At 34.0% G+C, this 23,343-nt stretch carries 21 protein-coding genes and 3 tRNA genes; 15 read left to right on the top strand and 9 right to left on the bottom strand.

Translation table 11 applies throughout. The features are described 5' to 3' along the window. Positions 1-30: 30 nt before the first annotated feature. From ATE47_RS15390 to ATE47_RS19285, 4 genes are read right to left on the bottom strand one after another with little or no spacing between them, the layout of a single operon-like run. Positions 31-597: a hypothetical protein gene (locus ATE47_RS15390; protein WP_062162779.1), complete on the bottom strand. Its 567-nt coding sequence runs from the start codon at positions 595-597 to the stop codon at positions 31-33. Further along, positions 597-7,517 (bottom strand): RHS repeat-associated core domain-containing protein, encoded by a 6,921-nt coding sequence (locus tag ATE47_RS15385; protein WP_228376285.1) that lies wholly within the window; start codon positions 7,515-7,517, stop codon positions 597-599. Before ATE47_RS15385 ends, ATE47_RS15390 begins: the two co-directional genes overlap by 1 nt. 32 nt (positions 7,518-7,549) lie before the next feature. Next, the gene (locus tag ATE47_RS15380) at positions 7,550-8,023 is read right to left on the bottom strand and encodes a hypothetical protein (RefSeq protein WP_062162777.1); all 474 of its coding nucleotides are present in this window, start codon (positions 8,021-8,023) and stop codon (positions 7,550-7,552) included. Between the two features lie 4 nt (positions 8,024-8,027). Then, on the bottom strand, positions 8,028-8,855 hold the full coding sequence (locus ATE47_RS19285; protein WP_062162776.1) for a hypothetical protein: 828 nt from the start codon (positions 8,853-8,855) through the stop codon (positions 8,028-8,030). 289 nt (positions 8,856-9,144) lie between these two features. On the opposite strand from ATE47_RS19285, the gene ATE47_RS15365 reads away from it, so the two are divergent. The 15 genes from ATE47_RS15365 (at position 9,145) to ATE47_RS19075 (ending at position 22,046) form a co-directional block, all read left to right on the top strand. Continuing rightward, positions 9,145-9,552 carry a Fur family transcriptional regulator gene (locus ATE47_RS15365; protein ID WP_062162774.1) on the top strand — a complete coding sequence of 136 codons (408 nt, stop codon included), beginning with the start codon at positions 9,145-9,147 and terminating at the stop codon, positions 9,550-9,552. Between the two features lie 54 nt (positions 9,553-9,606). After that, entirely contained in the window at positions 9,607-11,559 is a 1,953-nt protein-coding gene (locus tag ATE47_RS15360) for a heavy metal translocating P-type ATPase (protein ID WP_062162773.1), read from the top strand. Positions 11,560-11,729: 170 nt separating this feature from the next. Further along, complete coding sequence (locus ATE47_RS15355; RefSeq protein WP_228376284.1) at positions 11,730-12,092, top strand: hypothetical protein; 363 nt, start codon at positions 11,730-11,732, stop codon at positions 12,090-12,092. Positions 12,093-12,240: 148 nt separating this feature from the next. Continuing rightward, positions 12,241-12,510, top strand: coding sequence for a YHS domain-containing protein (locus tag ATE47_RS15350; protein WP_062162772.1), 270 nt, complete (start codon positions 12,241-12,243; stop codon positions 12,508-12,510). Next, positions 12,497-13,177 (top strand): SCO family protein, encoded by a 681-nt coding sequence (locus tag ATE47_RS15345; protein WP_181898068.1) that lies wholly within the window; start codon positions 12,497-12,499, stop codon positions 13,175-13,177. The genes ATE47_RS15350 and ATE47_RS15345 overlap by 14 nt, the downstream gene beginning before the upstream one ends. A 99-nt stretch (positions 13,178-13,276) precedes the next feature. After that, positions 13,277-13,951 carry a superoxide dismutase gene (locus ATE47_RS15340; protein ID WP_062162771.1) on the top strand — a complete coding sequence of 225 codons (675 nt, stop codon included), beginning with the start codon at positions 13,277-13,279 and terminating at the stop codon, positions 13,949-13,951. A 459-nt stretch (positions 13,952-14,410) separates the two neighbouring features. Beyond that, positions 14,411-14,629 (top strand): hypothetical protein, encoded by a 219-nt coding sequence (locus ATE47_RS15335; protein WP_062162770.1) that lies wholly within the window; start codon positions 14,411-14,413, stop codon positions 14,627-14,629. Next, positions 14,616-15,470 (top strand): site-specific integrase, encoded by an 855-nt coding sequence (locus tag ATE47_RS15330; protein ID WP_062162769.1) that lies wholly within the window; start codon positions 14,616-14,618, stop codon positions 15,468-15,470. The genes ATE47_RS15335 and ATE47_RS15330 overlap by 14 nt, the downstream gene beginning before the upstream one ends. A 3-nt stretch (positions 15,471-15,473) precedes the next feature. After that, a complete protein-coding gene (locus ATE47_RS15325; RefSeq protein WP_062162768.1) occupies positions 15,474-15,758 on the top strand; it encodes a helix-turn-helix transcriptional regulator in 285 nt (94 codons plus the stop codon). Positions 15,759-15,941: 183 nt separating this feature from the next. Then, positions 15,942-16,925: a phage/plasmid replication domain-containing protein gene (locus ATE47_RS15320; RefSeq protein ID WP_062162767.1), complete on the top strand. Its 984-nt coding sequence runs from the start codon at positions 15,942-15,944 to the stop codon at positions 16,923-16,925. Between the two features lie 393 nt (positions 16,926-17,318). Further along, positions 17,319-18,614 carry a hypothetical protein gene (locus ATE47_RS15315; protein WP_062162766.1) on the top strand — a complete coding sequence of 432 codons (1,296 nt, stop codon included), beginning with the start codon at positions 17,319-17,321 and terminating at the stop codon, positions 18,612-18,614. After that, a complete protein-coding gene (locus ATE47_RS15310; RefSeq protein WP_062162765.1) occupies positions 18,611-18,955 on the top strand; it encodes a hypothetical protein in 345 nt (114 codons plus the stop codon). The genes ATE47_RS15315 and ATE47_RS15310 overlap by 4 nt, the downstream gene beginning before the upstream one ends. A gap of 27 nt (positions 18,956-18,982) precedes the next feature. After that, complete coding sequence (locus ATE47_RS15305) at positions 18,983-19,954, top strand: hypothetical protein (RefSeq protein ID WP_062162764.1); 972 nt, start codon at positions 18,983-18,985, stop codon at positions 19,952-19,954. Between the two features lie 133 nt (positions 19,955-20,087). Then, positions 20,088-21,290, top strand: coding sequence for a zinc ribbon domain-containing protein (locus ATE47_RS15300; protein WP_150114835.1), 1,203 nt, complete (start codon positions 20,088-20,090; stop codon positions 21,288-21,290). A 3-nt stretch (positions 21,291-21,293) separates the two neighbouring features. Beyond that, the gene (locus ATE47_RS19075; protein WP_150114834.1) at positions 21,294-22,046 is read left to right on the top strand and encodes a DUF4145 domain-containing protein; all 753 of its coding nucleotides are present in this window, start codon (positions 21,294-21,296) and stop codon (positions 22,044-22,046) included. 306 nt (positions 22,047-22,352) lie between these two features. Here the strand turns inward: ATE47_RS19075 and ATE47_RS15290 are convergent. From ATE47_RS15290 to ATE47_RS15270, 5 genes are all read right to left on the bottom strand, one after another. Continuing rightward, a tRNA-Glu gene (locus ATE47_RS15290) sits at positions 22,353-22,424 on the bottom strand. Between the two features lie 95 nt (positions 22,425-22,519). Next, positions 22,520-22,591 (bottom strand) — tRNA-Glu (locus tag ATE47_RS15285). Positions 22,592-22,602: 11 nt separating this feature from the next. Next, positions 22,603-22,857, bottom strand: coding sequence for a 30S ribosomal protein S20 (gene rpsT, locus ATE47_RS15280; protein WP_062162762.1), 255 nt, complete (start codon positions 22,855-22,857; stop codon positions 22,603-22,605). 68 nt (positions 22,858-22,925) lie between these two features. Then, positions 22,926-23,249 (bottom strand): hypothetical protein, encoded by a 324-nt coding sequence (locus tag ATE47_RS15275; protein ID WP_062162761.1) that lies wholly within the window; start codon positions 23,247-23,249, stop codon positions 22,926-22,928. Between the two features lie 11 nt (positions 23,250-23,260). Further along, positions 23,261-23,335, bottom strand: a tRNA-Glu gene (locus tag ATE47_RS15270). Positions 23,336-23,343 lie beyond the last annotated feature (8 nt).

Genomic DNA, 23,343 nt, shown 5'->3' with positions numbered 1-23,343 from the left:
ATTTTATCTGCTCTTAATATGAAGTTTTATCTAAAACTTAACTTGTAGGCTGTCTTTTATATTAAAATCATCAATATAAATTTTATAATGATCATTTTGTCTATAGTCGACCATTTTTTTAAGAATATCAATATTCTGAGATATATTCAAAACATCTCTCATCTTGAAGAATTTGCTCTTATATATACGATCTGTAACAAAATCATTGTTTAATCTATAATCCAACCTCTTTTTCTCTTTTTTCTTAATCAAAATTGCTGTTGGAAAATATTTCCTGTCATTCATAAGAGTATCTGGATTTAAGACAGATTCTATTTGAGTCATTTGACGGGAAATATTTGTTTGTTCCTCTTTTGACAGGGTGGCTTCAGGATTTTTTGAATCTAAAGTCTTATCACCTGTCGAGGATGAATTTCCTGTAAAAGATATCGTTCGGGGAATAAGCACTATAAAATCTTCCTGAGTATTATTGTATAGTAAGAGTTCAAGTTTTTTTTCTTCTTTTTTGAACTCATACGACAGCTCAACGGTATCATTCTTTTTATTGCAACAAGATATTATTGTTATAAATATTAAAAGTAATTTCGCTGTTTTCATTATTTCAAGAATTTTTTCATGATTTGCATCATTTTATCAAATTTAGCATTAAAACCTGGATTATATGTTCTGAGTTTGGTTAAATCAAATCTCGGTTCCATTGGTAGTCCTAGATTTCCCCAGCCTTTCAGGTCGACATATCCTTTTTCCCATTCTGCAATGATGGCGTGGTGACTTCCTACAGTTTTTGCACCATAGTTCCATGAGTGTCCTTGTGAAAGCTCTTCAGATCTTATGCCATATGCGAAAAATGTTGCATGAAGCATTTCGTGCCCTGTAGTAAGGCTTAATACTTCAGGAGATTTGAATGAATTTGGAGCAAATACATATCTCATGTATTTGTTTCCATAAAAAGGAGTTGTGGTTGCTAGAACCTTTTCTCCGTCATCATTCAGTAATGTCTTTCCATCAAATTTATATCCTTTATCTTTAAGATATTTAGGAAGGTCTTCCGGTTTGCGAAGTACTTTAATACTTCCATTGGCCGGACTTTTTCCTTTAAAGTCTTTAGTCATTACTTTCTTCACTTCACGGGCGTCGACAGTTACCGGATTTTCCGCTACTCCTTCTGTATCATCAAGAACATCAAGCGTTTCACCTGAAGGTTTAGTAGATAGCTTCATAATACCATAACTTATTGCTCCCATTGCAGCTCCTATTACAGCACCTTTTGTAATGCCTTGTAGAAAATTGGTTCCGTTTGCTAAAGACTGCACAGCTGCGCTTCCCAGACCCGATAAAGCTCCGTTCCCGACGTAAGCCAAGAATGTTCCTGCACTAAAAACCTGTCCCAGCCCAGCGGAGACGGCGCCAGTTATTGAACCAATGGTGACTGCCTTGAAGAATCCGCTGACACTAAAGTTCCGGGTGAGATAAGCTTTAGATAAATATAAGAATGTGGCTATTGCAGATGAAATGATGGCGCCTGTAAGCACTGTTGCCCAGAAAATACCTACACCCGCTGCGATCAAAAATTGGAAAGCTTCCCCGCTTGGGTCATTGAACATCAAAGGGTTATTCAATACATACCCATATTTATTATAATTCTGGGTATTGTAAGGATCCTGAATATTTTCATCTGCATTAAGGAATCTTCTAAGCAACGGATCATACAATCTTCCGTTCATGTGGATGATTCCTACTTCAGGAAAATGCTCATGGCCTGTGTATCCTCTCTCTAATGTCAGCCCTCCGGTGGCAATGAAATTATTTATAGCGGCAATTCCTGTCATAGGTGGTTTGGTGCCCCTCATAAAGTGCGTCATATTTCCCCATGCGTCAAAATGCCTCTGCTCCAGCTTACCGCCTTCTTCATTGGTGATAGCTAAGACAGATCCTAAATAATCCTTGTGTAAGAATTTATAAGAACCTACGCTTTCTGCATAGTTCTTAATATAAACTATATTGCTTTCGTAAGGTGTGCCGCCGATGTAGAGAATGTGCTTTTCTGTTCCGGCATTATTATTTACTATAACCTCAAAACTTCCGTCTTCGCTGTAGAACTTTGTAAATTTCCCTTCGGCGTCTGCTGCAAAGTTTCCACCGTAAGTTACTCTTTGTCTCATGCTTGTCAACCCATATTGGAAGGCAACATCACCTTTCATTCCATCGATGAAAACAGGATCATTGTTTTCGTTATAGACAATGGTTTGTATAAGGTCATTATTATAATTCTGAGTTCCTGCTGCATTTAATGTCATACCAGTCGGCTGGTAGATTTTAGAAGTATTTTCAAACTTTATCGTTCCTACATCATCATTTGCGGTTATTCTTCCTTTAATATCATAAACGTTTCTGTTGGCAGATGGCTTTATTCCCGTAATAGGGTCTGTCCAGTTGATCAGACGGTTATTGTCATCATAATCAAAAGATTCGATTATATTGAGGTCTCCTCCGGTAGTTCTGCTTTTCAGTTCGTTTTTAATAGCATCAAATGAATAGGATATCTGCAGAATACTTGGCTTAAGCGCTGATGAATGATTCATATTACTCAGGAAGCCATTGTTATCATAGGTATTGGTAACGGTTGCCTGTCCCAGTTTAGCGGATAAAATCTGTCCTTTGGCATTGGTTTCCTGAAGCTGCCATAGCACTTTTCCTGAAGTTTTATCTTTTACCTGATATAATTCTCCGTTCCAAGGGTTATAAACGTTTTCAATGGTTACTTTTGTCATTATTCCGGAAGAATATAGTTGTTTTTCATAGGATATTATTCTTCCTTTATCATCATAAGTAATACCTTTCTGAATAAAATATCTGCCATTGCTGTTTTCTGATGAAGAAAGGTTTCTTCCCTGCTGATCGTAAACAACACTTGAGCTGTATGTTTTTCCTTTTGAGGTTCCGGATTTAGAGATTATCCTTCCTTTGTCGTCATAGGTAAAGTTGATCACCTTATTGGTAGCCTGCCCCGCATCTGCAGTTGAAATTTCTTTCTTAGCAATAAGCTGACCTAGCGTATTATAAGTGAATTCTTTGGTGCCTTTAGGACTGATGACTTTTTTTGGCTGGCCCAGGCCATCATACTCATATTTATAAGTGCCATTTGAAGGATCATTAAGTTCTGATTTCCTTCCCCATGCGTCATATTTTGTCGTAACACTATTTTCCGCATATTGTGCCTTGATCTGCTCGCCGGCTGCATTATATGAGAAGATAATTGTTCCTCCTTTATCCGTACTGGAAACTATATTTCCTAAAGCATCGGCTGTTTTGGTTGTTATTCTTGAATATCCGTTTAGTTCCTTGATGGTTGTAACCAAGCCAAGGGAACTGCTTTCGAGTTGTTTCCCGTTGAATGTTGTAGTTTTAATTTTAGTAGGAAATACGGTGTCATCGTACTCAATGACATTCCATGAGCTGGCTGCCAGGCCATCAAAATAAGGTTCAGATTCTCTATATTTTCTTCCCAGAATATCGTATTCGATATCTTTTGAAATGAATTGTCCCTGCCCAAAACCTTTTGTAGTGGTTCTGTATTCTAACCCCAGTTTATTTATAAACTTTTTGGAAATATTACCATCTGCATCATATTGCACTAAAACGGTATTGCCATAAGAGTCCTTGATGTACTCATAGGTCGTAGTTCCATCCAGATTACTTTTGGACTTTAAGATTTTACCCCATGGATCATAGGTGTTGACTAAGGTATTTCCTAATGGGTCTGTTTGCGTTAGAACTTGCCCATCATCATTATGGGTGATGTTTGTAATTAATCCAAGATTGTCGGTTTTCTTTATGACAAATCTTCCTTTTGGATCATATTCAGACTGATTGGTTTGCATCTGAGTATCAATGCTGTTGCTTACTGTTTCCAGAATAATATTCCCGAAGCCGTCATAATTGTAAGTTTCCTGCAGGAATCCTGTATTATCCCTGTTCCAGGTTTTAAGGGTTTTTAGAAGATTATTCTCATAAACAAGCTCTTCTCTGGTAGTTTTTGTGTCTCCATAAGCCTGCACTACATCTGTTTTGTTTTTTGGACGTCCTACATAATAATCAGGTCCGGTTCCGTTTATGTTATGCAAATATTCAAAAGTGGAAATATTTACAGCATAATTATCATTAACATTGGAAACACTCTGTGACGGGAGATAATGATCTCCATAAGAGATGGTGCTTGTTGTAACAGTATTTGTTAAAAAGTCTTTTATCCGAGTTGATTTTGGAACTGTTGCTGTAACAATTTTAGGTTTATCGGCATTAGCAATTGTTGTTACGATCTGCCCATTAAGTAACTTGTCCGTTTGGTAAATTGTAGACTTTAAACTTAAAAGCTGTGTGTTGGTTTCAGAAAGGTCTGTGGGGAAAATTTTGGTTTCGTCGTTGGTTCTGATAGACCATTCTTTTACTGTGGCGGCATCGTTCAGTGGATCAGTTTCAATTCCTGACCAGATTTTAGTATTTTCAAATCCGTCCGCATACCAGGAAGAGCGTGCTGTCTGGCGGAAACCAATTACTCCTTTTCCTTCAAAATGTGAAACAAATCCTCTATATCTGAAATCCTGCTTTCTTCCGGAATTCCTAAGCTGATAAACTGCAGCTGTCTGATAAACCTTATTAAGCTCCATATAAGGATACTGCTCTTTTTTTACCGATTTATAGAAGTTTGCGTCAATAGAAGGATCAAGTTCTTTATACTCAATTTCAGTAGTTATATTTGCCTGTGTAATGGTTTTAATTCTTGCTTCCCTGGAAACATCATAATAATTGAATTTGAAAAGCTTGCTTTTCTGGAAAACAAGGATGTTTTCATCTGCCATATTTACCCTGAAGTTACCAAATATCGGGGTATAATGTTCTGCTACGGTAGACCAGGTAAGCTGCTCCATACTTGTTCTATAATACGTGTTGTTTGTATTGTACCAGTATGGATAACCTCTGTAGTTTTCAATAAGTGGAAAATTAACAGGAGTATTGGCATTTGTGTAATTAATTAGCTTTTTCTTCTGGAATTCTATCTTGGTAGAACTACTTTTATAACCCTTATTTTCATACAGATTAACTAAGAATCTGGATTGGGCATTCCCATTTTGTGCGATCTGAACCAGAGAGAAAAACTCAATAAAATCTGATTTCCCATCTCTGTTCATATCCTGTGCAACATACGTTCTTTGGTATGAAAACCATGGGACATAATTGTTAGGGTCGTTTTGAGAAGATTGGAAATAGCAGAAGTTGCTGTAATATTTCTCCACGAAACCTATTCCTGTTGAAGAGTACATTCTCCAGTCAGAAGAATTATATCCCGTAGGAATCATAATGTCCGTTTTGCCATCACCGTTATAATCGCCTAAAACTGAGCTTGCCCAAACTCCGGTAATTGGAATATTACTCATGCCGGATTCCTCAACAATAACGTTTTGACCGTCATCTTTTAACTTTACAAGAATTGGCAATCCACTGTTTAGCTTAAGGAAATCCGTCTGGCTGTCACCATCAAAATCCCCTACTAAGTAATTATTTAATGCAGGAGTACTTACAGGTGATAATGTGAATGAGGCAAAAGAATTATCATTGCTTACATTTTTATCCAGGCTTATTCTTAAGTACCTGTAGGTAGTATTACAGGTGGTGCCTCCGCCTGGCAATATTCCATCAGGATCAATTTCCGGATCTATAGGTCCGCTGAAACAAATTCTGTCCTTAAGGCCTATAATTAGCTCGGATAGCCCGTCTCCATTGATGTCAACTTCCTTTGTTTGGCTTTCAATAGTAGTGTTATTATTAAAAGAATATATAGGGTCTATCGCATATTGGCTGTAAGGTATAGCTTTATTAAACTGAAAATCCAGGGTATTATTGTCAGAAAAAGTATACACTCGGAAGTCCATGTCATAGGCCTGTGTTGTGCCTACCTTGTTTTTTTTGATAATGACAATACTTTGTTTAGAATTAACAATATTATTATTGTCCTTTACCACAATGGATAAGGCATTATCCAAAGATTCTTTGGTAATATCAGAAGCAACAAGTATTTTTTCAGGCTTATTTTCATCGAAAATATTTTTGAAAAGATAAAACCCTGCAGGCTCATTCACCCATTCGACACATTTCGAATCGCCATAATCGGTATAAGAAATTTCATTTTCATTGGCAGTGGGATTAAGAGGATGCTGCGTATTATACGTTTTACAATAATTAACGGAATTGGAATATTTAAACATATCCACTTTTCCGTCTCCATCGAAATCACCCAGTACTTTATGATCTTCAGTGTAATCATAGTTTGTTGATTTCCAGCCTCCTAAATTTGATTTTTCATAATCAAAAACGACAGGATTTGCTGCTTCATTTGCACCATTGTATTCAGTAATTTTATTTACAAACTGATAATCTGTACCATTAGTATCTTTTTTGTAATCAATGATATAGTTTCTGTAAGGTTGTGCATTTGATGTAATTTTTATGCTGGATAAAAGTTTATCCTGGATAAATGTAATCCCTTTTGCGTGTGATTGTTCCGGTAAAAGTCTATCAGCATACAGGAACTCTATGAAATTGAAATGTGGCTTATTCAATGTTTCATTTCCACCCCACCCGATAGATTCTATCCTTACAATATTAGTTACAGTTCTAAAACCGCCGTTATTTCCGGCAGCCTGGTAGCCGTATGAAATGTAGTTGCCTTGTGCATCTTTCCACTTTACAATATTATATTCTAAGGGTGTCGTAATATTTGGATTAGTCCTGGAACCTGCTACATAAGCTCCGTACCAGGCTTGGGACCCATCTTCAAAAGTTACCTCGAAATGTGCAGGACCTGCATCTTGTCCATTGACAGGATATGTACCTACAGATTTAATTTTAATATTGGAATATTTCTCCGTTACATATTGTGCTCCGTCTTTTCCGTATTCTCCAGACTTTAGAATTAGTCTTTGCCCATTGAAGCTGTAATAATCAGAATAATCCATCTGAACGCCCCTTGTTTCGCCGTCTTTTTCAATGTTTTTTCCAACTCTTGAAATAGAGGTAATTCCTGAAATATTCCAGCCATAACCTGCAATTCCGTTTCCTGAGCCGCTAGTGTATATAAGGCTGATCTGAGGTACTACATTTTTGACTCCGGGAGGTAAAGTAATAGGCAGGGTAAACTGAAGCTGTCCGGCTCCATTTACATCAATATTTCCTTTGGTATCATGAAAACTTTGTCCTACAGGAGCAGATGTTCCTGTGGGATTATTAGTCCCAGCATTCGAATCAGTTGGTCCTCCGCCTGGATTTTCGGTGGCGGGCCCAATCTTAGCTACAAAAGGATTCGATATATTTCCTGCTGCTACAAAGCCTTTTTCAATCACTATCGTCTGCGGATCTTGGACCGTTCGTGTAGTACTTTCTGCCTGATACAGTATGGTCTGTGATAAGCCCAATACTGAACATAACGACAGTATAAATGATGAAAATAATTTAATTTTCATTTCGTTAATAATTATTTGTTGGTTAAAAGTTTTTATCGTTTTGTAATGTTTCTGCTGAAAACCCTTCCGTCTTTTAACGTAAAATGGAGAACGTAAATACCCCATTCATACCCCGTCATATTGATTTTCAGCTTCCTATTAAGATCAGGAATATTCTGCTGCTGGAATTTCCAGTGAACGGTGCTATGCTGATAAAGTGAAACAGATTGAATAAGGCCGTCAACTTCTTCAGTCCAATCAATCGTAAGATAATCATTTACAGGAACAGGATACAGTCTGATCTGCTTCCAGAAAGTTTTTTCATCAATTACTGGATCTTGCTTTACTAACGCAGCTGTTTTTATTTCTTCAACTTTCTTTATTTCTTCTGGCGCAGTTTTTCCCGTTGCGTTTGTCCCTCTATATCTTTGATTTCCGGCTTCGTCGTATTTGAAATAAACTTCAGTTTGAGAAAAGCCCAGAAACCCTATCAATAAAGAAAATAGGGATAGTATTTTTCTTTTCATGGTTTTATTTTTTTTCGGAAAGAAGTTGATTTAGTTTTTTTTCTAATTTCTCAATCTTCTCAGTTTGATTTTGTATTTTTTTATTTTGTTCAATAGAATAAAGGGTCAATTCCTCGATCTTTTCTAAAAGTTTAGCATCCATTTCCGCAAGATTAATTCCATTTTTTACAATCTCATCAGCAGCTGGTATATTAGGTAAATGTCCTTTTTCGGTAATATGTTTTTCAACCTCTTCTAAGGTTCGAAGTTTATAGTCTTTCTTGAAAACGTAATCTGCCCAGTTATTTGCAGATGCTATATCGACTTTTATCTTCTCTGTTCTTATTCCATCCTGAACGAATAATCTGTATTCACCACAATCACTGCAAGTTGGAGAGAAATTTAATCTTACTCCCATAAAGACTTTACCATTTGAGCGTACAGAAAATACGGGTTTGGACCAATCTCCAGCAGTAGGAGGCGAGGAAATACTTAGCAGACCTGTATCATTAGGCTGGTATGCGGAACTGATCCATACAACATCTGCACCAGCCATCATTTGTTTGTTATTAAAAATGTGCATACCGTCAGAAGTGGTATCGGTATTAAATTGCAGGCGACCAAATGTTTCAAAAGAAAGATCCAAATCCGATTGTTGTTTTAAAGTAATTTTTCCAACAGAATTGATGTTCATTCTTTCTATATTACCTGTTTTTAATATAAGGTCTTTAGCATCAGTTGTACCTAAAAAATCAGTTGTTGAGTTAATTCCTGTATTTCCTGTCAGATTCCAAGTTTGTGCAAAGGAAAAAGATGAAGCTAAAATGGCTATCGACATTAATTTTGTTCTCATAAAGTTTTGAATTGATTAAAAATTTTTTGCGAAAATATACTTTTTACTTCACTATAGAAAGACTTATTTGTAATGTTTATGTGAATTTTATCACCTTTTAGTGTTTTTTGTAAATCGGTAAAACTTGTAACTTGTATTTTTAAAACTTTTACGGATTCGACAATAGGATAGTTATTCCATAGGAGATAACATATTTTATACATTTTAAAGTATATTTACATTAAATAAGATCTTCTCCTCGGAGTTCTAAGTATCGAAATTCAAAATTTTTTCAAAGAATTCTTAAATTATGAAAAAAGACATCGAAAATAAGCTTATCCACAAAAACACAAAACCCACCAGTATGAGGATTTTGGTGTATGACTTTTTGAGTTCTCAGGAAGCGGCTTTATCTTTGTCTGAAATTGAGAATTATTTTGATAATGCTGATAGAACAACGATTTACAGAACATTGAAAACCTTTGAAGAAAAAGGGATCGTTCACAGTATTCAGGAAAATACAACCACAAAATACAAGCTATGTCACGACGGCTGTGACGAAAATACGCACAAAGACTGGCATCTCCACTTTTATTGTAAAATCTGTAAACAAACCACTTGCAAGGAAAATATTTCTTTTCCGGAAAACATCCAGACCGATTTCAGAATTGATGAAATAAGACTTTTTGCAAAAGGGATCTGTGAAAACTGCCTGTAAGTTTGCAATAGTGTTGCATTCTGTTTACATTTAAATTTGTTTAAAATTTAAGTTATGGAAGAATGCTGCAGTACAAAACCAAAGAAAGAACAAAATCATAGTCACGAAGGCCACAATCACGAACACTCGCATGAAACGGGAGATAAATCAACCTTTCAGATGTTTCTTCCGGCTATTGTTTCTTTTGTCCTTTTGCTGATAGGAATCGCTTTAGATAATTTTATAAACCCCGATTGGTTTGCCGGCTGGATCCGTCTTGTTTGGTATTTGATTGCTTATATTCCGGTGGGATTGCCGGTTTTAAAAGAAGCCTATGGAAGTATCATTAACGGAGATGTTTTCTCAGAATTTTTCTTAATGGGAATCGCGACGGTCGGAGCTTTTGCGATTGGCGAATACCCTGAAGGGGTTGCTGTGATGCTTTTCTATTCTGTGGGAGAAGTTTTTCAGGCAATAGCGGTCACCAGAGCAAAAAGCAATATCAAATCTCTTCTCGATCAGCGGCCAGATGAGGTTACAGTCGTAAAAGACGGAAAACCACAGTCTGTAAAAGCAGAAACAGTGCAGATTGGAGAGGTTATTCAATTAAAATCCGGGGAAAAACTGGGGTTGGATGGGGAATTGTTATCTGAAACAGCTTCATTTAATACTTCGGCACTGACAGGGGAGAGCAAACCTGATACTAAAACAAAAGGAGAAGCCGTTTTGGCAGGAATGATTAATCTGAATACGCTGAGCCAGGTGAAAGTAACGACAGCTTATAAAGACAGTAAGTTGAGCAAAATTTTAGAGCTGGTTCAGAACGCAACAGCCCAGAAAGCTCCCACAGAATTATTTATTAGAAAATTTGCAAAAATTTATACCCCGATTGTTGTATTTCTTGCCATCGGAATTACACTATTGCCGTACTTTTTTGTTGAAAATTATGAATTTAAAGACTGGCTGTACAGAGCTTTGATTTTCCTGGTTATTTCATGTCCGTGTGCTTTGGTTATTTCCATTCCTTTAGGATACTTTGGTGGAATCGGAGCCGGAAGCCGGAATGGGATTTTATTTAAAGGAAGTAATTTTTTAGATGTCTTAGCGAATGTTCAAAATGTGGTAATGGATAAAACCGGGACCATGACAGAAGGTGTCTTTAAAGTTCAGGAAGTTAATTTTAACAATGAATTTAATAAAGAAGAAATCCTGAAATTCGTCAACGTTTTGGAGGGTAAAAGTTCACATCCTGTTGCAACAGCCATTCATGATTATGTAGGAGAAATTGATCATTCTATTGAGTTGGAAAATGTGGAAGAAATTGCGGGTTATGGCTTAAAAGCTATGATCAGCGGAAAAGAATTATTAGTCGGAAACTTTAAATTGATGGATAAATTTAATATTAATTATGATATTGAAGCAGAAAACCAGGTCTACACTTTAATTGCTGTGGCTTATGATAAAAAATTTGCCGGTTACCTTACGATTGCTGACAGTATCAAAGCTGATGCTCAATTGACGATCAATTTATTAAAAAGACTGCAGATAAAAACCACCATGCTCAGTGGCGATAAAACCTCGGTGGTGAAACATGTTGCCGATACATTAGGAATTTCTAATGCTTTTGGGGATTTACTTCCTGAAGATAAAGTGAATAAAATCAAAGAAATTAAAGCAAAAAGCCAGACTGTTGCTTTTGTGGGAGATGGTGTGAATGACGCTCCGGTAGTAGCTTTAAGTGATGTAGGAATTGCCATGGGAGGATTAGGAAGTGATGCCACAATTGAAACTGCGGATGTTGTGATCCAAGATGATAAGCCAAGCAAAATCCCAATGGCCATCAATATCGGAAAGCAAACTAAAAAAATAGTCTGGCAAAATATTATTCTGGCTTTTGCTGTCAAAGGTATAGTTTTGGCTTTGGGCGCAGGTGGAATTGCGACCATGTGGGAAGCCGTTTTTGCGGACGTCGGGGTTGCGTTGTTGGCTATTTTAAATGCGGTGAGGATTCAGAGGATGAAATTTTGAGTTAAATATTTTTCGCAATCTGACTAATTTGTAGAAAAAAACCTTGTCAGGGTTTTAAACCTTGAGAAGGTTCATTGGAAAAAAACTGCGTAATTAGAAAATCAATGACTTTCATCATAAATGAATCAAAAACAATTTTGAGTAGTATATTTGTACTACAAAATTGAAAATTGAGACTTTTTATTTCCATATTCATCATTTTTACCATTGCAATTCGACCTGTTTTGCCATTGATGAATTATGTGGTTAATTATGATTACATCGTAAAAAATCTTTGCGAAAATAGAAGTATTCCTCAATCTACCTGTAAAGGAAAATGCTACGTTGAAAAAGAATTGGCCAAGACAGAAAAGCAATCCAACAATAATCAGACGATAAAAATTACCGGATTAGATGTTTTTTTATCTAATGAAGTTCTTTTCTTTTCAAATGCAAATCTATCTGATATTTCACTAAAAAGTTTACATTCGGATTATATCAATTTTCATACTTCAGATTATTTTTCCAAAATATTCCATCCGCCTTTAGCTTGATTTAAAACTGAAAAATTTTAATCTATTTTAATCTTTAAGGTTGAAATAATCTTAGGAAGACTTTGCTTTATTTTAAAGCCGTTTTCCTTATTAAACTATGCATTAGTTTAAAATAAATCATTCGTAACATTAATTCAATGTAATCAAAATGAAATCAAAAATTATCTTAACGACATTATTGTCTGTTTCTTTAATGGCTTGTGCCCAGGAAACGCCAAAAGTAAAACATAAAAAGAAATCAGTATCATCAACATCAGATAAAGTGAGATTTGCCAATGCGGAAGACCCTATTTGCCACATGAAAACGGAAGCAGATATGAAAGATACGGCAATATATAAAAACAAAACGTATGGTTTTTGCAGTACTTACTGTAAAGATGAATTCAAAAAAAATCCTGAGAAATATGTCCAAAAATAAAAATCCAGGCAACGCAAAAAGTAAAGTAATTATCCCCATTATAGTTATTGCTTTGCTCTTTTTAGGCATCGGGGTAGGAATGGGATATTTCAAAAAAAACCTTTATACAGTGATGAAGGTTCCTGATTTTGAGTTAACGGACCAAAACAGCAAGAAAATTACCAACAAAGACATGCTTGGTAAAGTGTATCTGGTAGAGTTTTTCTTCAGCAGGTGCCCAACGATCTGCCCGATAATGAATACCAACATGAGAGCTATCGAAGAAGAGATCAACAATCCGGATTTTGGGATCATCTCAATCACCATAGATCCTGAAAATGATACTCCGGAATTGCTGAAAGAGCATGCGAAAAGAATTGGTGTAAAATCCCCGAACTGGCATTTTCTGACAGGTGACAGGACGTATATTGGAGATCTTGCAGATAAGTTTAATATCTATGTTGGTGATGAAGAAGATAAAAGCGAAAGTCTCAATCACAGCGGGATGATCGCGCTTGTCGATAAGGATGGAAATATCCGTTGCAGGTATAACAAAGACAATATGCCGATTCTATATTATTCAGGATTGAATTATGAAGATCCTGAAGGGAAAACCCCAAAACTGACAGGAAAATATCATCCGGACAGAGAAATTTTGATTGAAGATATCAGAAAATTGTTGAAATAAGGGGAAAAGATGGAAGCAGGGGGCTGGAAGCATGCAAAAAACTTTAGCCTCTATCTCCTAACTTCCCCTCTAACAAGTTAAACCATAAAACAAAATATTATGAAGGTTTTGAAAATAGCAGCTCTAGGAGCAGTATTTGCAGCACAGTTTGCTTTTGCGCAATTCAAGCAGACTCCTTTACCCTACGCTTACAATGCGCTGGAAGGAAATATTGATGCGCAGACGATGGAAATTCACTATTCAAAGCATGCGGCGGCTTATGTAAGTAATTTAAATAAGGCGATTGCAGGAACGCCTCAGGAAAAACAGACGTTGTTCCAGATTTTATCGAGTATTTCAAAATTGAGTCCGGCGGTGAGAAACAATGCAGGTGGACATTATAATCACGAGCTGTTTTGGACGGTTCTTACTCCTGAAAAAAATACACAGCCGTCTGCAAAGTTGGCGAAAGCCATTAATGAAGCTTTTGGAAACATGGATGCTTTTAAAGAGAAAATGAGCAAGGCAGGAGCAGATCGTTTCGGTTCCGGATGGGCTTGGCTATCCGTAGATAAAAATGGAAAGCTGTTTGTTTCATCAACACCAAATCAGGACAATCCCTTAATGGATGTCGTAGAAGAAAAAGGAACTCCGATTTTTGGGATTGATGTGTGGGAACATGCTTATTATTTGAAATACCAAAACAAAAGAGCAGATTATCTGACAGCAATCTGGAACGTGACCAACTGGAAAGAAATCAGCAGAAGATACGATGAGGCTTTAAGTAAAAAGTAAATTTAAATCATAAAAAGAAACGGTGGCTTGGATCTCAAGGTCACCGTTTTTATTGAAAAAGCATTTTATCTTATTTTTTTAAATAAAACTTAATTATTCCCCTATTTTGAATATATATTTTTGGTTTCATTTAATGTTGTCTAATAAATAATTTCAGGAGTTAAAAAGACAGAATGTAGTAATTCACGATTAAGGGAAATAAAAAAAGAGATCCAAAAAATGAATCTCTTTAAGTAGCCCGTAGGGGAAACACTTTTCACAAAATTTGAGCATAAATTTTCAGAGAATACTTAGAAAAATCAAAGATTCCTTGATTCTGATTTCCTTTGTTTGACCTCCTCCTCATACTTGTATTCGGAAGATTTTCGTAAATATTTATAATGTTTGTTAAAATCTGTTAAAAATCCGATTCTTTTTTTGAACATCTGTTATAAAGCTGATATATAAAAATTTATAAGTATGACTATTAAAGTACGTGAAATAGATCTGAAAGGTAATTGGATCGGAATTCAGTTGGACATTCACAAGAATGGGACTCGAAAAAAGAAAATGCTGGATATTCGATACTACAAATATCCCAAAACGCCTCTTGAAAGGGAAATCAATAAGGAAAGGAAAGAAGCAGTCAAAAAAATTGTAGCAAACATTGAATTAAAAGGTATTGATGATTTTATATGAGAAAGGATATCAAACAGAAAAAGATTTTTTTGAATACTGTGATGAATTTATTGAAAGAAAAGCTCAACACAGTGAGATGCGTACATTCAAATCAATGATTGCAAAACTCAAAACTTTCAGAAAAAAGAAAAAATTACCTTGCTCTGAAATTGATGAGGAATTTTTGATTTCTTTCAAAGATTATTTGGATTCAACATTGAATGGTAGTACTCCGTTTAACTATTTCAAAAAACTGAAAAGAATTATTAAAGAGGCTACAATTTCCAAGTATTTTAAAACGAATCCTGCTTTAAATATCAAAAATTCAAAAGGAGTTTCCGCTGAAAAAGATATCCTCACATCGGAAGAAGCATTTTTATTGTCTATGACAGAATGTTCAAACTCAAGTGTTAAAAGAGCCTTTCTTTTCAGTTGTTTGACAGGTCTACGTTTTTGCGATGTCAAGATACTTAAATGGAGCAACATCAATAATGAAAACATTCTTTCAATTGTTCAAGTCAAAACAAAGGAAAAGGTAGTTATGCCTCTTCACGACAATGCTATTAAGCTCTTGGGAGAAAGATGTCAAGGGAAGTCTCTCGTTTTTGATTTGCCCTCTCATACAGGTTGTTTAGGTATTTTGAAGAAATGGGTCGAAAAAGCTGAAATTGAGAAGCATATCACTTGGCATTGTGCAAGACATACTTTTGCTACATCCTTGGTTTTTGCAGAAGTTGGAATCAATATGGTTTCATCACTTTTAGGACATAAGGATTTGAGACAAACTCAAATCTATGTCAGAACCGCTGAACTTTCAAAAACCAAAGCCATCAATAAATTACCAAACATATTAGCAGATTAAATTATGAAAAAAGAAACTTTCATTGATATTCTTTTAGAAGTTAGAGAACTATTGAGAAATCAAAAAGAAATCTTGAATCTCAATGAGTTTTGTAGTTACACGGGTTATGAAAAATCATATATCTACAAATTGACAAGCAAAAGGAAAATTCCACACTACAAAACACCTGGAGGGAATAGTATTTTCTTCAGAAAATCTGAGATTGACGAATGGTTGACGGCAATAAAAGTCAAAACACTTGAAGAGATAAAAACTGAAGCAAATAACCAAAAACCAAAGAAAATTTAGTAAAAACAGAGAAAATCATTTCTCTTTTCAGAAATTAAAAATTACCATTATCAAAAGCCTCGGCAAAATTATTTGATTTTAAATAAAAAGCGTATTAATATTCCGAAAAAGGAAAGAAGAAGAGTATTAATACAGGTCAATTTTGCTGTTTGACTTTTGTTTACCTCAAAAAATAAATAAATTATGTTTGATACTAATGCTCTAACATTATATCGAAAAGACGCTGAAACCCCTTGGAATACTGATGAAATTAAAAAGAACTTGATGCCTGCTGATAAATATGTCAGGGGAAATTTTAAGCCAACAGGAATGATTAGAAATATGGCAGTATTTATCAATGATGAAATGATTAAAATTGATGGAAGCATTCCCAAATATTTGAATAATAACAATATTGAAAATTTTGATTTCAGGTCTTTTCCAATTGCTATTATGTTATTGAGTGATGAACTAGGTGTTGATCTGAGAAATGCTCGGGTAAGAAGACTTGATATTGCTGCAAATTTTGAATTGGAAAACGAAGTTTCAGATTACTTTCTTGGACTATATTATTTGAAATATTTTCAGCGGGATACGTCAAAAAGAACTACTCTGAGATTTTATTCAAATAGTGGAAGAAGAAACTTAGTTTTTTATGATAAGATAAAAGAGTTTGCTACAAAAAATAAAAAACTTATTCAGGAGGATACTTCATTTATTGATACTTTCCATAATTTGGTTAGGTATGAATTTATGATGCAATCAAATCCTTCAAAAATCTTGAAAATTCCAGACTTAAGGGTTAAAGATTTATTTGAAGCAGAAAACTGTAAAAAGGCTCTTAAATTGTGGTTTGATATGTATAATAAAATTCATAAAAAATCACTGTTAGAATATCCTGATTTAAAAGGCTTGAAAGGCTTTGAAGTTTTTATGAAGAGATATCTCATTTATGAGTTTGGTAGGGATAAGATTGAATTTTTATTAAAGAAAGGAATTGACAAGGGCTTATTGTCCTCAAGCGATAAGTCAAAAAAACTTAAGCAATTTGATAATGCGTTGAACTCTGACTTTGGATTCAAATTTGATAAAAATACAATCGAATTCACTCATAAAGTTCGAATACAATATGTCGAGGGTTTGAAGCAAATTTTCAGAATGAATAGATATCAAAAAATAGTCAAGTAGGTCGTTGTTGACCTACTTTGTGCTTTTTAAAAGAAGACAAGGAGAATCAAAGAAAAAATGTCAAATCCTTGAAAATCTTTTTACTGAAGCGAAACAGAGAAAGAAATTAGAAAAATTTCTATCTTTGCAGTTCAAATTTTATCGGAAAATAAAAGTGTAAAACTTTTGCTTTTGTTCTGTGAATCGGCAAAATTCTTAAATGTTACAAAACGCAAACAGTTTCAGTGCGCTTGTCCCTATAGGGCAAGTGGCTTATCCTGTTTTTATGTAACATAGGCTTTGCCGAGCCTTCAGAACTAAAAGCATGTGAGAACCACTTGCTTTTCTTTTTTCTTAGAAAAGCTGTTTTACGATAGACTTCATTGCATCATTGAAGATTAAAACAGTAACGATATGAAAAACAATTATGGCTTTTTCCTTCTTTTATTGAGTTTGACGGTTTTTTGTCAAGACGTAAAGGGACAAGTAACAGAAAAACTGGAACAATGGATTTTTCCAGTCAAAAACAACTTCGTTTCTCTGAAATCCAAAACAAATTCAGAAGACTTTTTCAGGGTTAATTATTTCAAAATTTCAAATCATCTTGTCGGAACATCCCTTGAAATCGGACTCATGAACTCAGAGCCGAGTGCTAAGCTCTTTGAGATCGGGAATGATGAAATTTCATTGATTAGAACAAAAGATGGAGCTTCAATTGATTCAGGAGGGGAAGAATACACTTTCGGAAAAAATAATATTTATTTCAAGCTCCCTACCTCAATAGGAACAACCAAATGGAGCTATGCGGATGAGAGCGGAACTATTTATTATGGTCTGTGTTATTGGGAAGAATCAAAAGAAAAACTTCTTGTTATCGAACGACAAATGTCAGGGAGACATCAATTTCCTGAAAAAACAGTTGAATACTATTCTAAGGACAGAGGATTGGTAAAACAGGAAAATATTAACATAAAAACAGGCAAATTCACAGAGTCCTACGCCCTTGAAGAATCAGGATTTGATTCTCAAATGGATATTAAGGATTTTCCTTTGTCTGATTCTTTGGAACCAACAGAAAAAGACAAGACTTCTGAGACAAAAGAACAGTCAAATATTATTAATCAACCTCAAAACAACATATCCTATACAGACGGAAAAATTCCAAAAGAATATGTGATTCATATTACATTAGATAAAGGGCTACCATATAATATCAAAGATTCGATAACAATTAAAAACAGACGAGGTGTTGATGGTATTTTGCCTCCAAAATATGTTAAGCAAGAAAACTCTGTTTATTATGATGGAAATAAAATATATGAAGGTGGGGATAATCAAATCAAGGATTTTAAAATAGCAAATATCAAATATTTCAAATCTCCATTTTCTTTCCGCCTTCAACTCTATTATTATGATGGAGAAGGGGGTTTTAGAAAAGTTGAAAATAAAAAAATGTTAAGAAATGTTGATATTCTCAGCTATTTAGAAAATAATTTTTATGCATTCAAAAACTCTTTTGCCGATTATTATTTTCTGAAAGAGGATTTTTTGATGAAGGAAGAAATAAACAAAGATTCGGAACTGTATAAGAAGCTGGTAAATACCAATATCAAAAAGCAGGGAATATTTCTGATTATTGAGGCGACCAACGAAGAAAATCAAAAGTCATTCAGAAATATGCCGTTTAATTTTAATACAGATTCAGAATGAAAAAAGGTGTATTTCTTCAAATTTTGATGGCAATAACAATGCTTTCCTGTTCCAAAAGAACAATAGTAGAGCAGGTAGACTATGATTTAAAAGGAATGCTTGAAAACAAAGTTGAGATTCAGAATCTGGAGATCAAAAAGGTCTCTTCCTTTTCCGAAAACGAACAAAAAATGGACAGCGTCTATTTTGATTGTGAATTATCTTTCACTGATGACTTATTTTCAGATGATTTCAAATTCAATAAAGGAGTGAGAGTGTCTGCTGAAAATAATGTATTTATTTATGATAAGTCAAAGAGGCTTGTAATGCTAAAATTTGGCAAGGCAAATATGAAAAGATAATTTTATATTTGAGAAAACAAAATAACTATGGAATGGATGTTTCAAAGCAAAGGATTAATAAATCATTATGATAAATCAAAGCATTTTGGTACACAACCAATAAGGATTCTGCATAAATTGAATATTTATATGTTTCACTTTACGCATCCAGATTTTAGAAATGAACTTGAAAATGCTATAAGAAAGCATGGGCTTTCCAATAAACTAAACATATATTATGGTGAAGAAAAAATTACATTTACACCACATATTAGAAATGTTGATAAGGTAATTGAATTTCATGAGACATTTCTTTCATATTTATGGTGCATTTCTCATTCTGTATATACGTTATATTTACAGCTAATTGATTTTCCAAGAGTTAATAAGGCGGCTGGTTTTGAAAAATACAAAATTGATCCAGAAAGAATTGAGAAAGCGTATGAGGTTTTTAATTATGGTAAATCATTAATTGTGGATTTCGTTCCATGGGATAAAGAGAACCTTCCAAATCCTGAAATATATCTAGCAGAAGAAAGAGATTATATTGAACAACCAAATATATTTTATACACATGCTGTGATGTTTATATTGTGTCATGAATATATTCATGCTATTCGACATATTGATGAAATAAACTCTAATACATTTGAGGATTCACATTTTATTGAATTTGAAAAAGAAGCAGATTTTGAAGCAATTGAATTAATAAAAAAAGGTATTCATCCTACGAAGATAAATGAATTAGGTACTACAATAGGTGTTACAATCGGGATTTTAGCAATGTTATATTTTAAACCTGAAACGACTGGTAAAATACATCCAAACGTAGAAGATAGATTAGTTACGGCATTAGAACAAATGAATTTATCTCCTGATACACCATGTTGGGGAATTGCATTGATTGGAATTAAGCTGTGGTCTGAACAATTTGGATTAGATTTAACCATTAATTTTGATTTAAGTGAGAAAGATTCATTTTATGATGTAATTCAGCAAATTAAATCATCACAAGAATAATTCTATGGTTTATTCATTTTTTTGACAATAAATAGCTTACAGGGGAAGTTGAGGTTTAGATATTTCAAATAAATTATTTAAATTCACATGAAATATTTAATTGATAATCATTAACTAACAAATTTTTCATAGAATGATGGAAGAAAATTTACAGCACAATTGTCCAAATTGTTCAAAATTACTACCACAAATAGTTTCATATTTTTGCGGTGCTTGTCTAACTCAAATTAGGTGTAAATCGTGTAATTCTCTTTTGGAAAAAGATTCTATTGGTTGTATTTATTGTGGAACACCAAAAGTAAATGGGGGTATTGTATCTTCAAATGAAGAAAAAGGAATAAATACATTTCGTTTTCATGAAACAGCAACTGATAGAATAATTGAAGCTTCTTTTAGCGATAATGTTGGTAAAGAGGTAACTAGTATTTTAAGAGATGCCGCTGGTGTAAAAATGCTAAAAGGAATCAATAATGTTCCTAATAATCCTAATGATTTGATTGAAAATGCAGAGGAACTTTTTTCTGATGCTGAAATTGTTGATGAGAAAGGTTCTCCCGAAAGTATTCAAAGTAATGAAAAAGAAATATTGACTTCATCGGAGAAAGAAGAATTTCCTGCAATGAAATATATTGTTATGAATAATTTACCTTCTTCTGAATCGGAATGGATAATAGTTTATGCATTTTATGCTTCAGATTTTGGACATGAAACATTTACAAGGAAAGATATTTTAAATATGTATGAGGAATCTGGTAGAAGGACTGATACTAGAGTAGGTAATTTAGGCTCATCAATTAAAAATGCAGTGACAAATAGATATGTTAATCCAATTAATAATGATGACTTTTCTATTGTTGAAAAAGGGATTGAAAAAGCAAAAGAAATAATTGGTCGTACAAGTGGATCAATTAAAGTTAGAGCTACTTCTAAATCAAAAAAGGAAAATGCTTCTGAAAATTCCTTAGAAAAAGAAAATAACAAGAAAAAGGGGACAAGTGGCAACAAGCCGAAAGTACTTGCAAATATTGATTTCTATCCTGAAGGGGGAAAAAGTTTGGTTGATTTTATTAAAGAGTATAATCCAAAAAGTGATAATGAGAGAAATTTGCTTTTTACTTATTATTTGTCCAAAATTCTTAATATCAAAGAAATTAGCTTAGACCATTTATTTACTTGTTACGATGCAGTCAATCATAAACTTCCTGAAAATATGTTGGCAAGCTTAAATAATACAAAAACAAGAAAAAAATGGTTGAGTACTGATAAATCAAACATTGAAATAACAACAAAAGGTCTTAATGAAGTTAAGGCTTGGCATTCAAAACAAAAAGAGTAATTTATGAGTATGACTTTAGAAGTATTTGTTAATCAAATTAATGATTTTGATAGTCTTTCTGCTAGTCAAAAAATTGATTATTTTGTTTATTTTCATACATCTATCATGGGAAATGAAGGATGTTCACCTAAGGAAATAGAAAATTATTTCGATCAATTAAAAACATCTAAATATTCTAATATTCCGCAGTATTTGAAAAATAATTCAAAAAAAGTTAGAGGAAAACTTACGAAATTTGTTCTCCAAAAGGGCTTATATCATTTGGAAAGAACGAAAAAGATTGGGATAGATGAATTGATGAATGTTCCAAAGCTTATTGTTCCAACAAATAGTTATTTTCCTCTGGAATTGTTTGATAATACAAGAGATTACTTAAAAACAATTGCTAAACAAGCTGCTTCTTGTTATGATCAAGGGTTGTATGATGCTTGTTCAGTAATGACAAGAAAACTTCTAGAAGTTTTGATCATTGAGTCATTTGAAAGGTTTAAAATTTCTTCCAAAATAAAAAATGGAAGCAGTGGGCATTTTTATTTTTTAAGTGATCTAATTGATCATTTTAGAGCTGAAACTATATGGAATATTAGCAGAAATGCAAAAGACAGCCTTACGAGTTTAAAAAAGATGGGAGATATGAGTGCGCACAATAGAAGATATAGTGCAAAAAAACCAGATGTGGATAAACTAAAGGATGACTTACGGATTGTTCTTGAAGAGCTAGTTCATTTGATTGATTATCCAAATTGGAAAAAATGATTAAACCCTAGTCAACATTGATGAAATATCACATTTTTCACATAAAAATACCAAAATAAATCTTTCCGAAATTGAGACGATTTACCAGTGTTTTGACCAAAAATATATTTTAATTTTTAAGCTGGTTTAGAACAAAAGGAAAATAAAAGAAAGAAGAAATTTTAGAAATCAAAAAAGATTTTGGAAATTCGCCTTGTACAAGATCGTGTAAGGGAGATTTCGGAAAATCGGAAGAATTTCGTAAGGATTCAAAACAAAAAAAACTCTGATGATTGTATTTATCAGAGTTTTTTAATTGTTGTTAAGTAGCCCGTAGGGGAATCGAACCCCTCTTACCAGAATGAAAATCTGAGGTCCTAACCGATAGACGAACGGGCCGTCTGCCATTATATTAAATAATGTGTTAGATTTTTTGTTTTTATAAGTTTCAACTCTTAGAAATAATCACCAGGTTAGAAAGTGATTATATTTTGTAGCCCGTAGGGGAATCGAACCCCTCTTACCAGAATGAAAATCTGAGGTCCTAACCGATAGACGAACGGGCCAACTATACTTATTAAGCTAGTCTGTTAACGTGCTTAGTTAATTTGCTTTTTAAATTAGCCGCTTTGTTTTTGTGGATGATATTTTTCTTAGCTAATCTATCCAACAAAGAGATAACTTTTGGCAATTGCTCCGCAGCTGCAGCCTTATCTTCTTCATTTCTTAATACCTTCAATGCTGTTCTTGCAGTCTTGTGGTAGTATCTGTTACGAAGTTTTCTAGCTTCGTTTTGTCTTATTCTTTTTAATGCTGATTTATGATTTGCCATATCTTTTCAAATGTGAGTGCAAAAGTAAAAACTTTTTTTTTATCTACCAAATTTATCTCTAAAAAAAATTAATTTTCTTCTTCTGATAAATATTTCCGAAGCTTATCTATTGCTTGTTCTATTTTAAAATTCTCTTCTTCTCTTTCTATTTTTTTGATCGTGCTCGTAAGCATGACCATCGCATTGTTCCATTCTCCGGTCTGATTGGTGAAACGGTATCCATCAATCGTTACTTCAAATGCTACCCTTTCTCCTGTCCTGTAAAGTCTGAAACTTATTTTATCATCCCTGCCTGTAATCCCATCCTCATTGATTTTTAAATCGTAACTTTTTGGGTTCGAGTGGATTTTCTTAAAAAGCAATTTAGCTTCTTGTATTTTTAAATCCGGCATGATATCAAATTTGGTAGCCTATAGGGGAATCGAACCCCTGTTGCAAGAATGAAAATCTTGAGTCCTAACCACTAGACGAATAGGCCAAATTTTG

The sequence above is a fragment of the Chryseobacterium sp. IHB B 17019 genome (genome assembly GCF_001456155.1).
Taxonomy (GTDB): domain Bacteria; phylum Bacteroidota; class Bacteroidia; order Flavobacteriales; family Weeksellaceae; genus Chryseobacterium.
This window is presented reverse-complemented; position numbering and strand designations above follow the sequence as displayed.

Excerpts from the sequence above, each read along its gene's own strand:
- ATE47_RS15390 (WP_062162779.1), bottom strand. The coding sequence starts at position 597 with ATGAAAACAGCGAAATTACTTTTAATATTTATAACAATAATATCTTGT.
- ATE47_RS15385 (WP_228376285.1), bottom strand. The coding sequence starts at position 7,517 with ATGAAAATTAAATTATTTTCATCATTTATACTGTCGTTATGTTCAGTA.
- ATE47_RS15380 (WP_062162777.1), bottom strand. The coding sequence starts at position 8,023 with ATGAAAAGAAAAATACTATCCCTATTTTCTTTATTGATAGGGTTTCTG.
- ATE47_RS19285 (WP_062162776.1), bottom strand. The coding sequence starts at position 8,855 with ATGAGAACAAAATTAATGTCGATAGCCATTTTAGCTTCATCTTTTTCC.
- ATE47_RS15365 (WP_062162774.1), top strand. The coding sequence starts at position 9,145 with ATGAAAAAAGACATCGAAAATAAGCTTATCCACAAAAACACAAAACCC.
- ATE47_RS15360 (WP_062162773.1), top strand. The coding sequence starts at position 9,607 with ATGGAAGAATGCTGCAGTACAAAACCAAAGAAAGAACAAAATCATAGT.
- ATE47_RS15350 (WP_062162772.1), top strand. The coding sequence starts at position 12,241 with ATGAAATCAAAAATTATCTTAACGACATTATTGTCTGTTTCTTTAATG.
- ATE47_RS15345 (WP_181898068.1), top strand. The coding sequence starts at position 12,497 with ATGTCCAAAAATAAAAATCCAGGCAACGCAAAAAGTAAAGTAATTATC.
- ATE47_RS15340 (WP_062162771.1), top strand. The coding sequence starts at position 13,277 with ATGAAGGTTTTGAAAATAGCAGCTCTAGGAGCAGTATTTGCAGCACAG.
- ATE47_RS15335 (WP_062162770.1), top strand. The coding sequence starts at position 14,411 with ATGACTATTAAAGTACGTGAAATAGATCTGAAAGGTAATTGGATCGGA.
- ATE47_RS15330 (WP_062162769.1), top strand. The coding sequence starts at position 14,616 with ATGATTTTATATGAGAAAGGATATCAAACAGAAAAAGATTTTTTTGAA.
- ATE47_RS15325 (WP_062162768.1), top strand. The coding sequence starts at position 15,474 with ATGAAAAAAGAAACTTTCATTGATATTCTTTTAGAAGTTAGAGAACTA.
- ATE47_RS15320 (WP_062162767.1), top strand. The coding sequence starts at position 15,942 with ATGTTTGATACTAATGCTCTAACATTATATCGAAAAGACGCTGAAACC.
- ATE47_RS15315 (WP_062162766.1), top strand. The coding sequence starts at position 17,319 with ATGAAAAACAATTATGGCTTTTTCCTTCTTTTATTGAGTTTGACGGTT.
- ATE47_RS15310 (WP_062162765.1), top strand. The coding sequence starts at position 18,611 with ATGAAAAAAGGTGTATTTCTTCAAATTTTGATGGCAATAACAATGCTT.
- ATE47_RS15305 (WP_062162764.1), top strand. The coding sequence starts at position 18,983 with ATGGAATGGATGTTTCAAAGCAAAGGATTAATAAATCATTATGATAAA.
- ATE47_RS15300 (WP_150114835.1), top strand. The coding sequence starts at position 20,088 with ATGATGGAAGAAAATTTACAGCACAATTGTCCAAATTGTTCAAAATTA.
- ATE47_RS19075 (WP_150114834.1), top strand. The coding sequence starts at position 21,294 with ATGAGTATGACTTTAGAAGTATTTGTTAATCAAATTAATGATTTTGAT.
- rpsT (WP_062162762.1), bottom strand. The coding sequence starts at position 22,857 with ATGGCAAATCATAAATCAGCATTAAAAAGAATAAGACAAAACGAAGCT.
- ATE47_RS15275 (WP_062162761.1), bottom strand. The coding sequence starts at position 23,249 with ATGCCGGATTTAAAAATACAAGAAGCTAAATTGCTTTTTAAGAAAATC.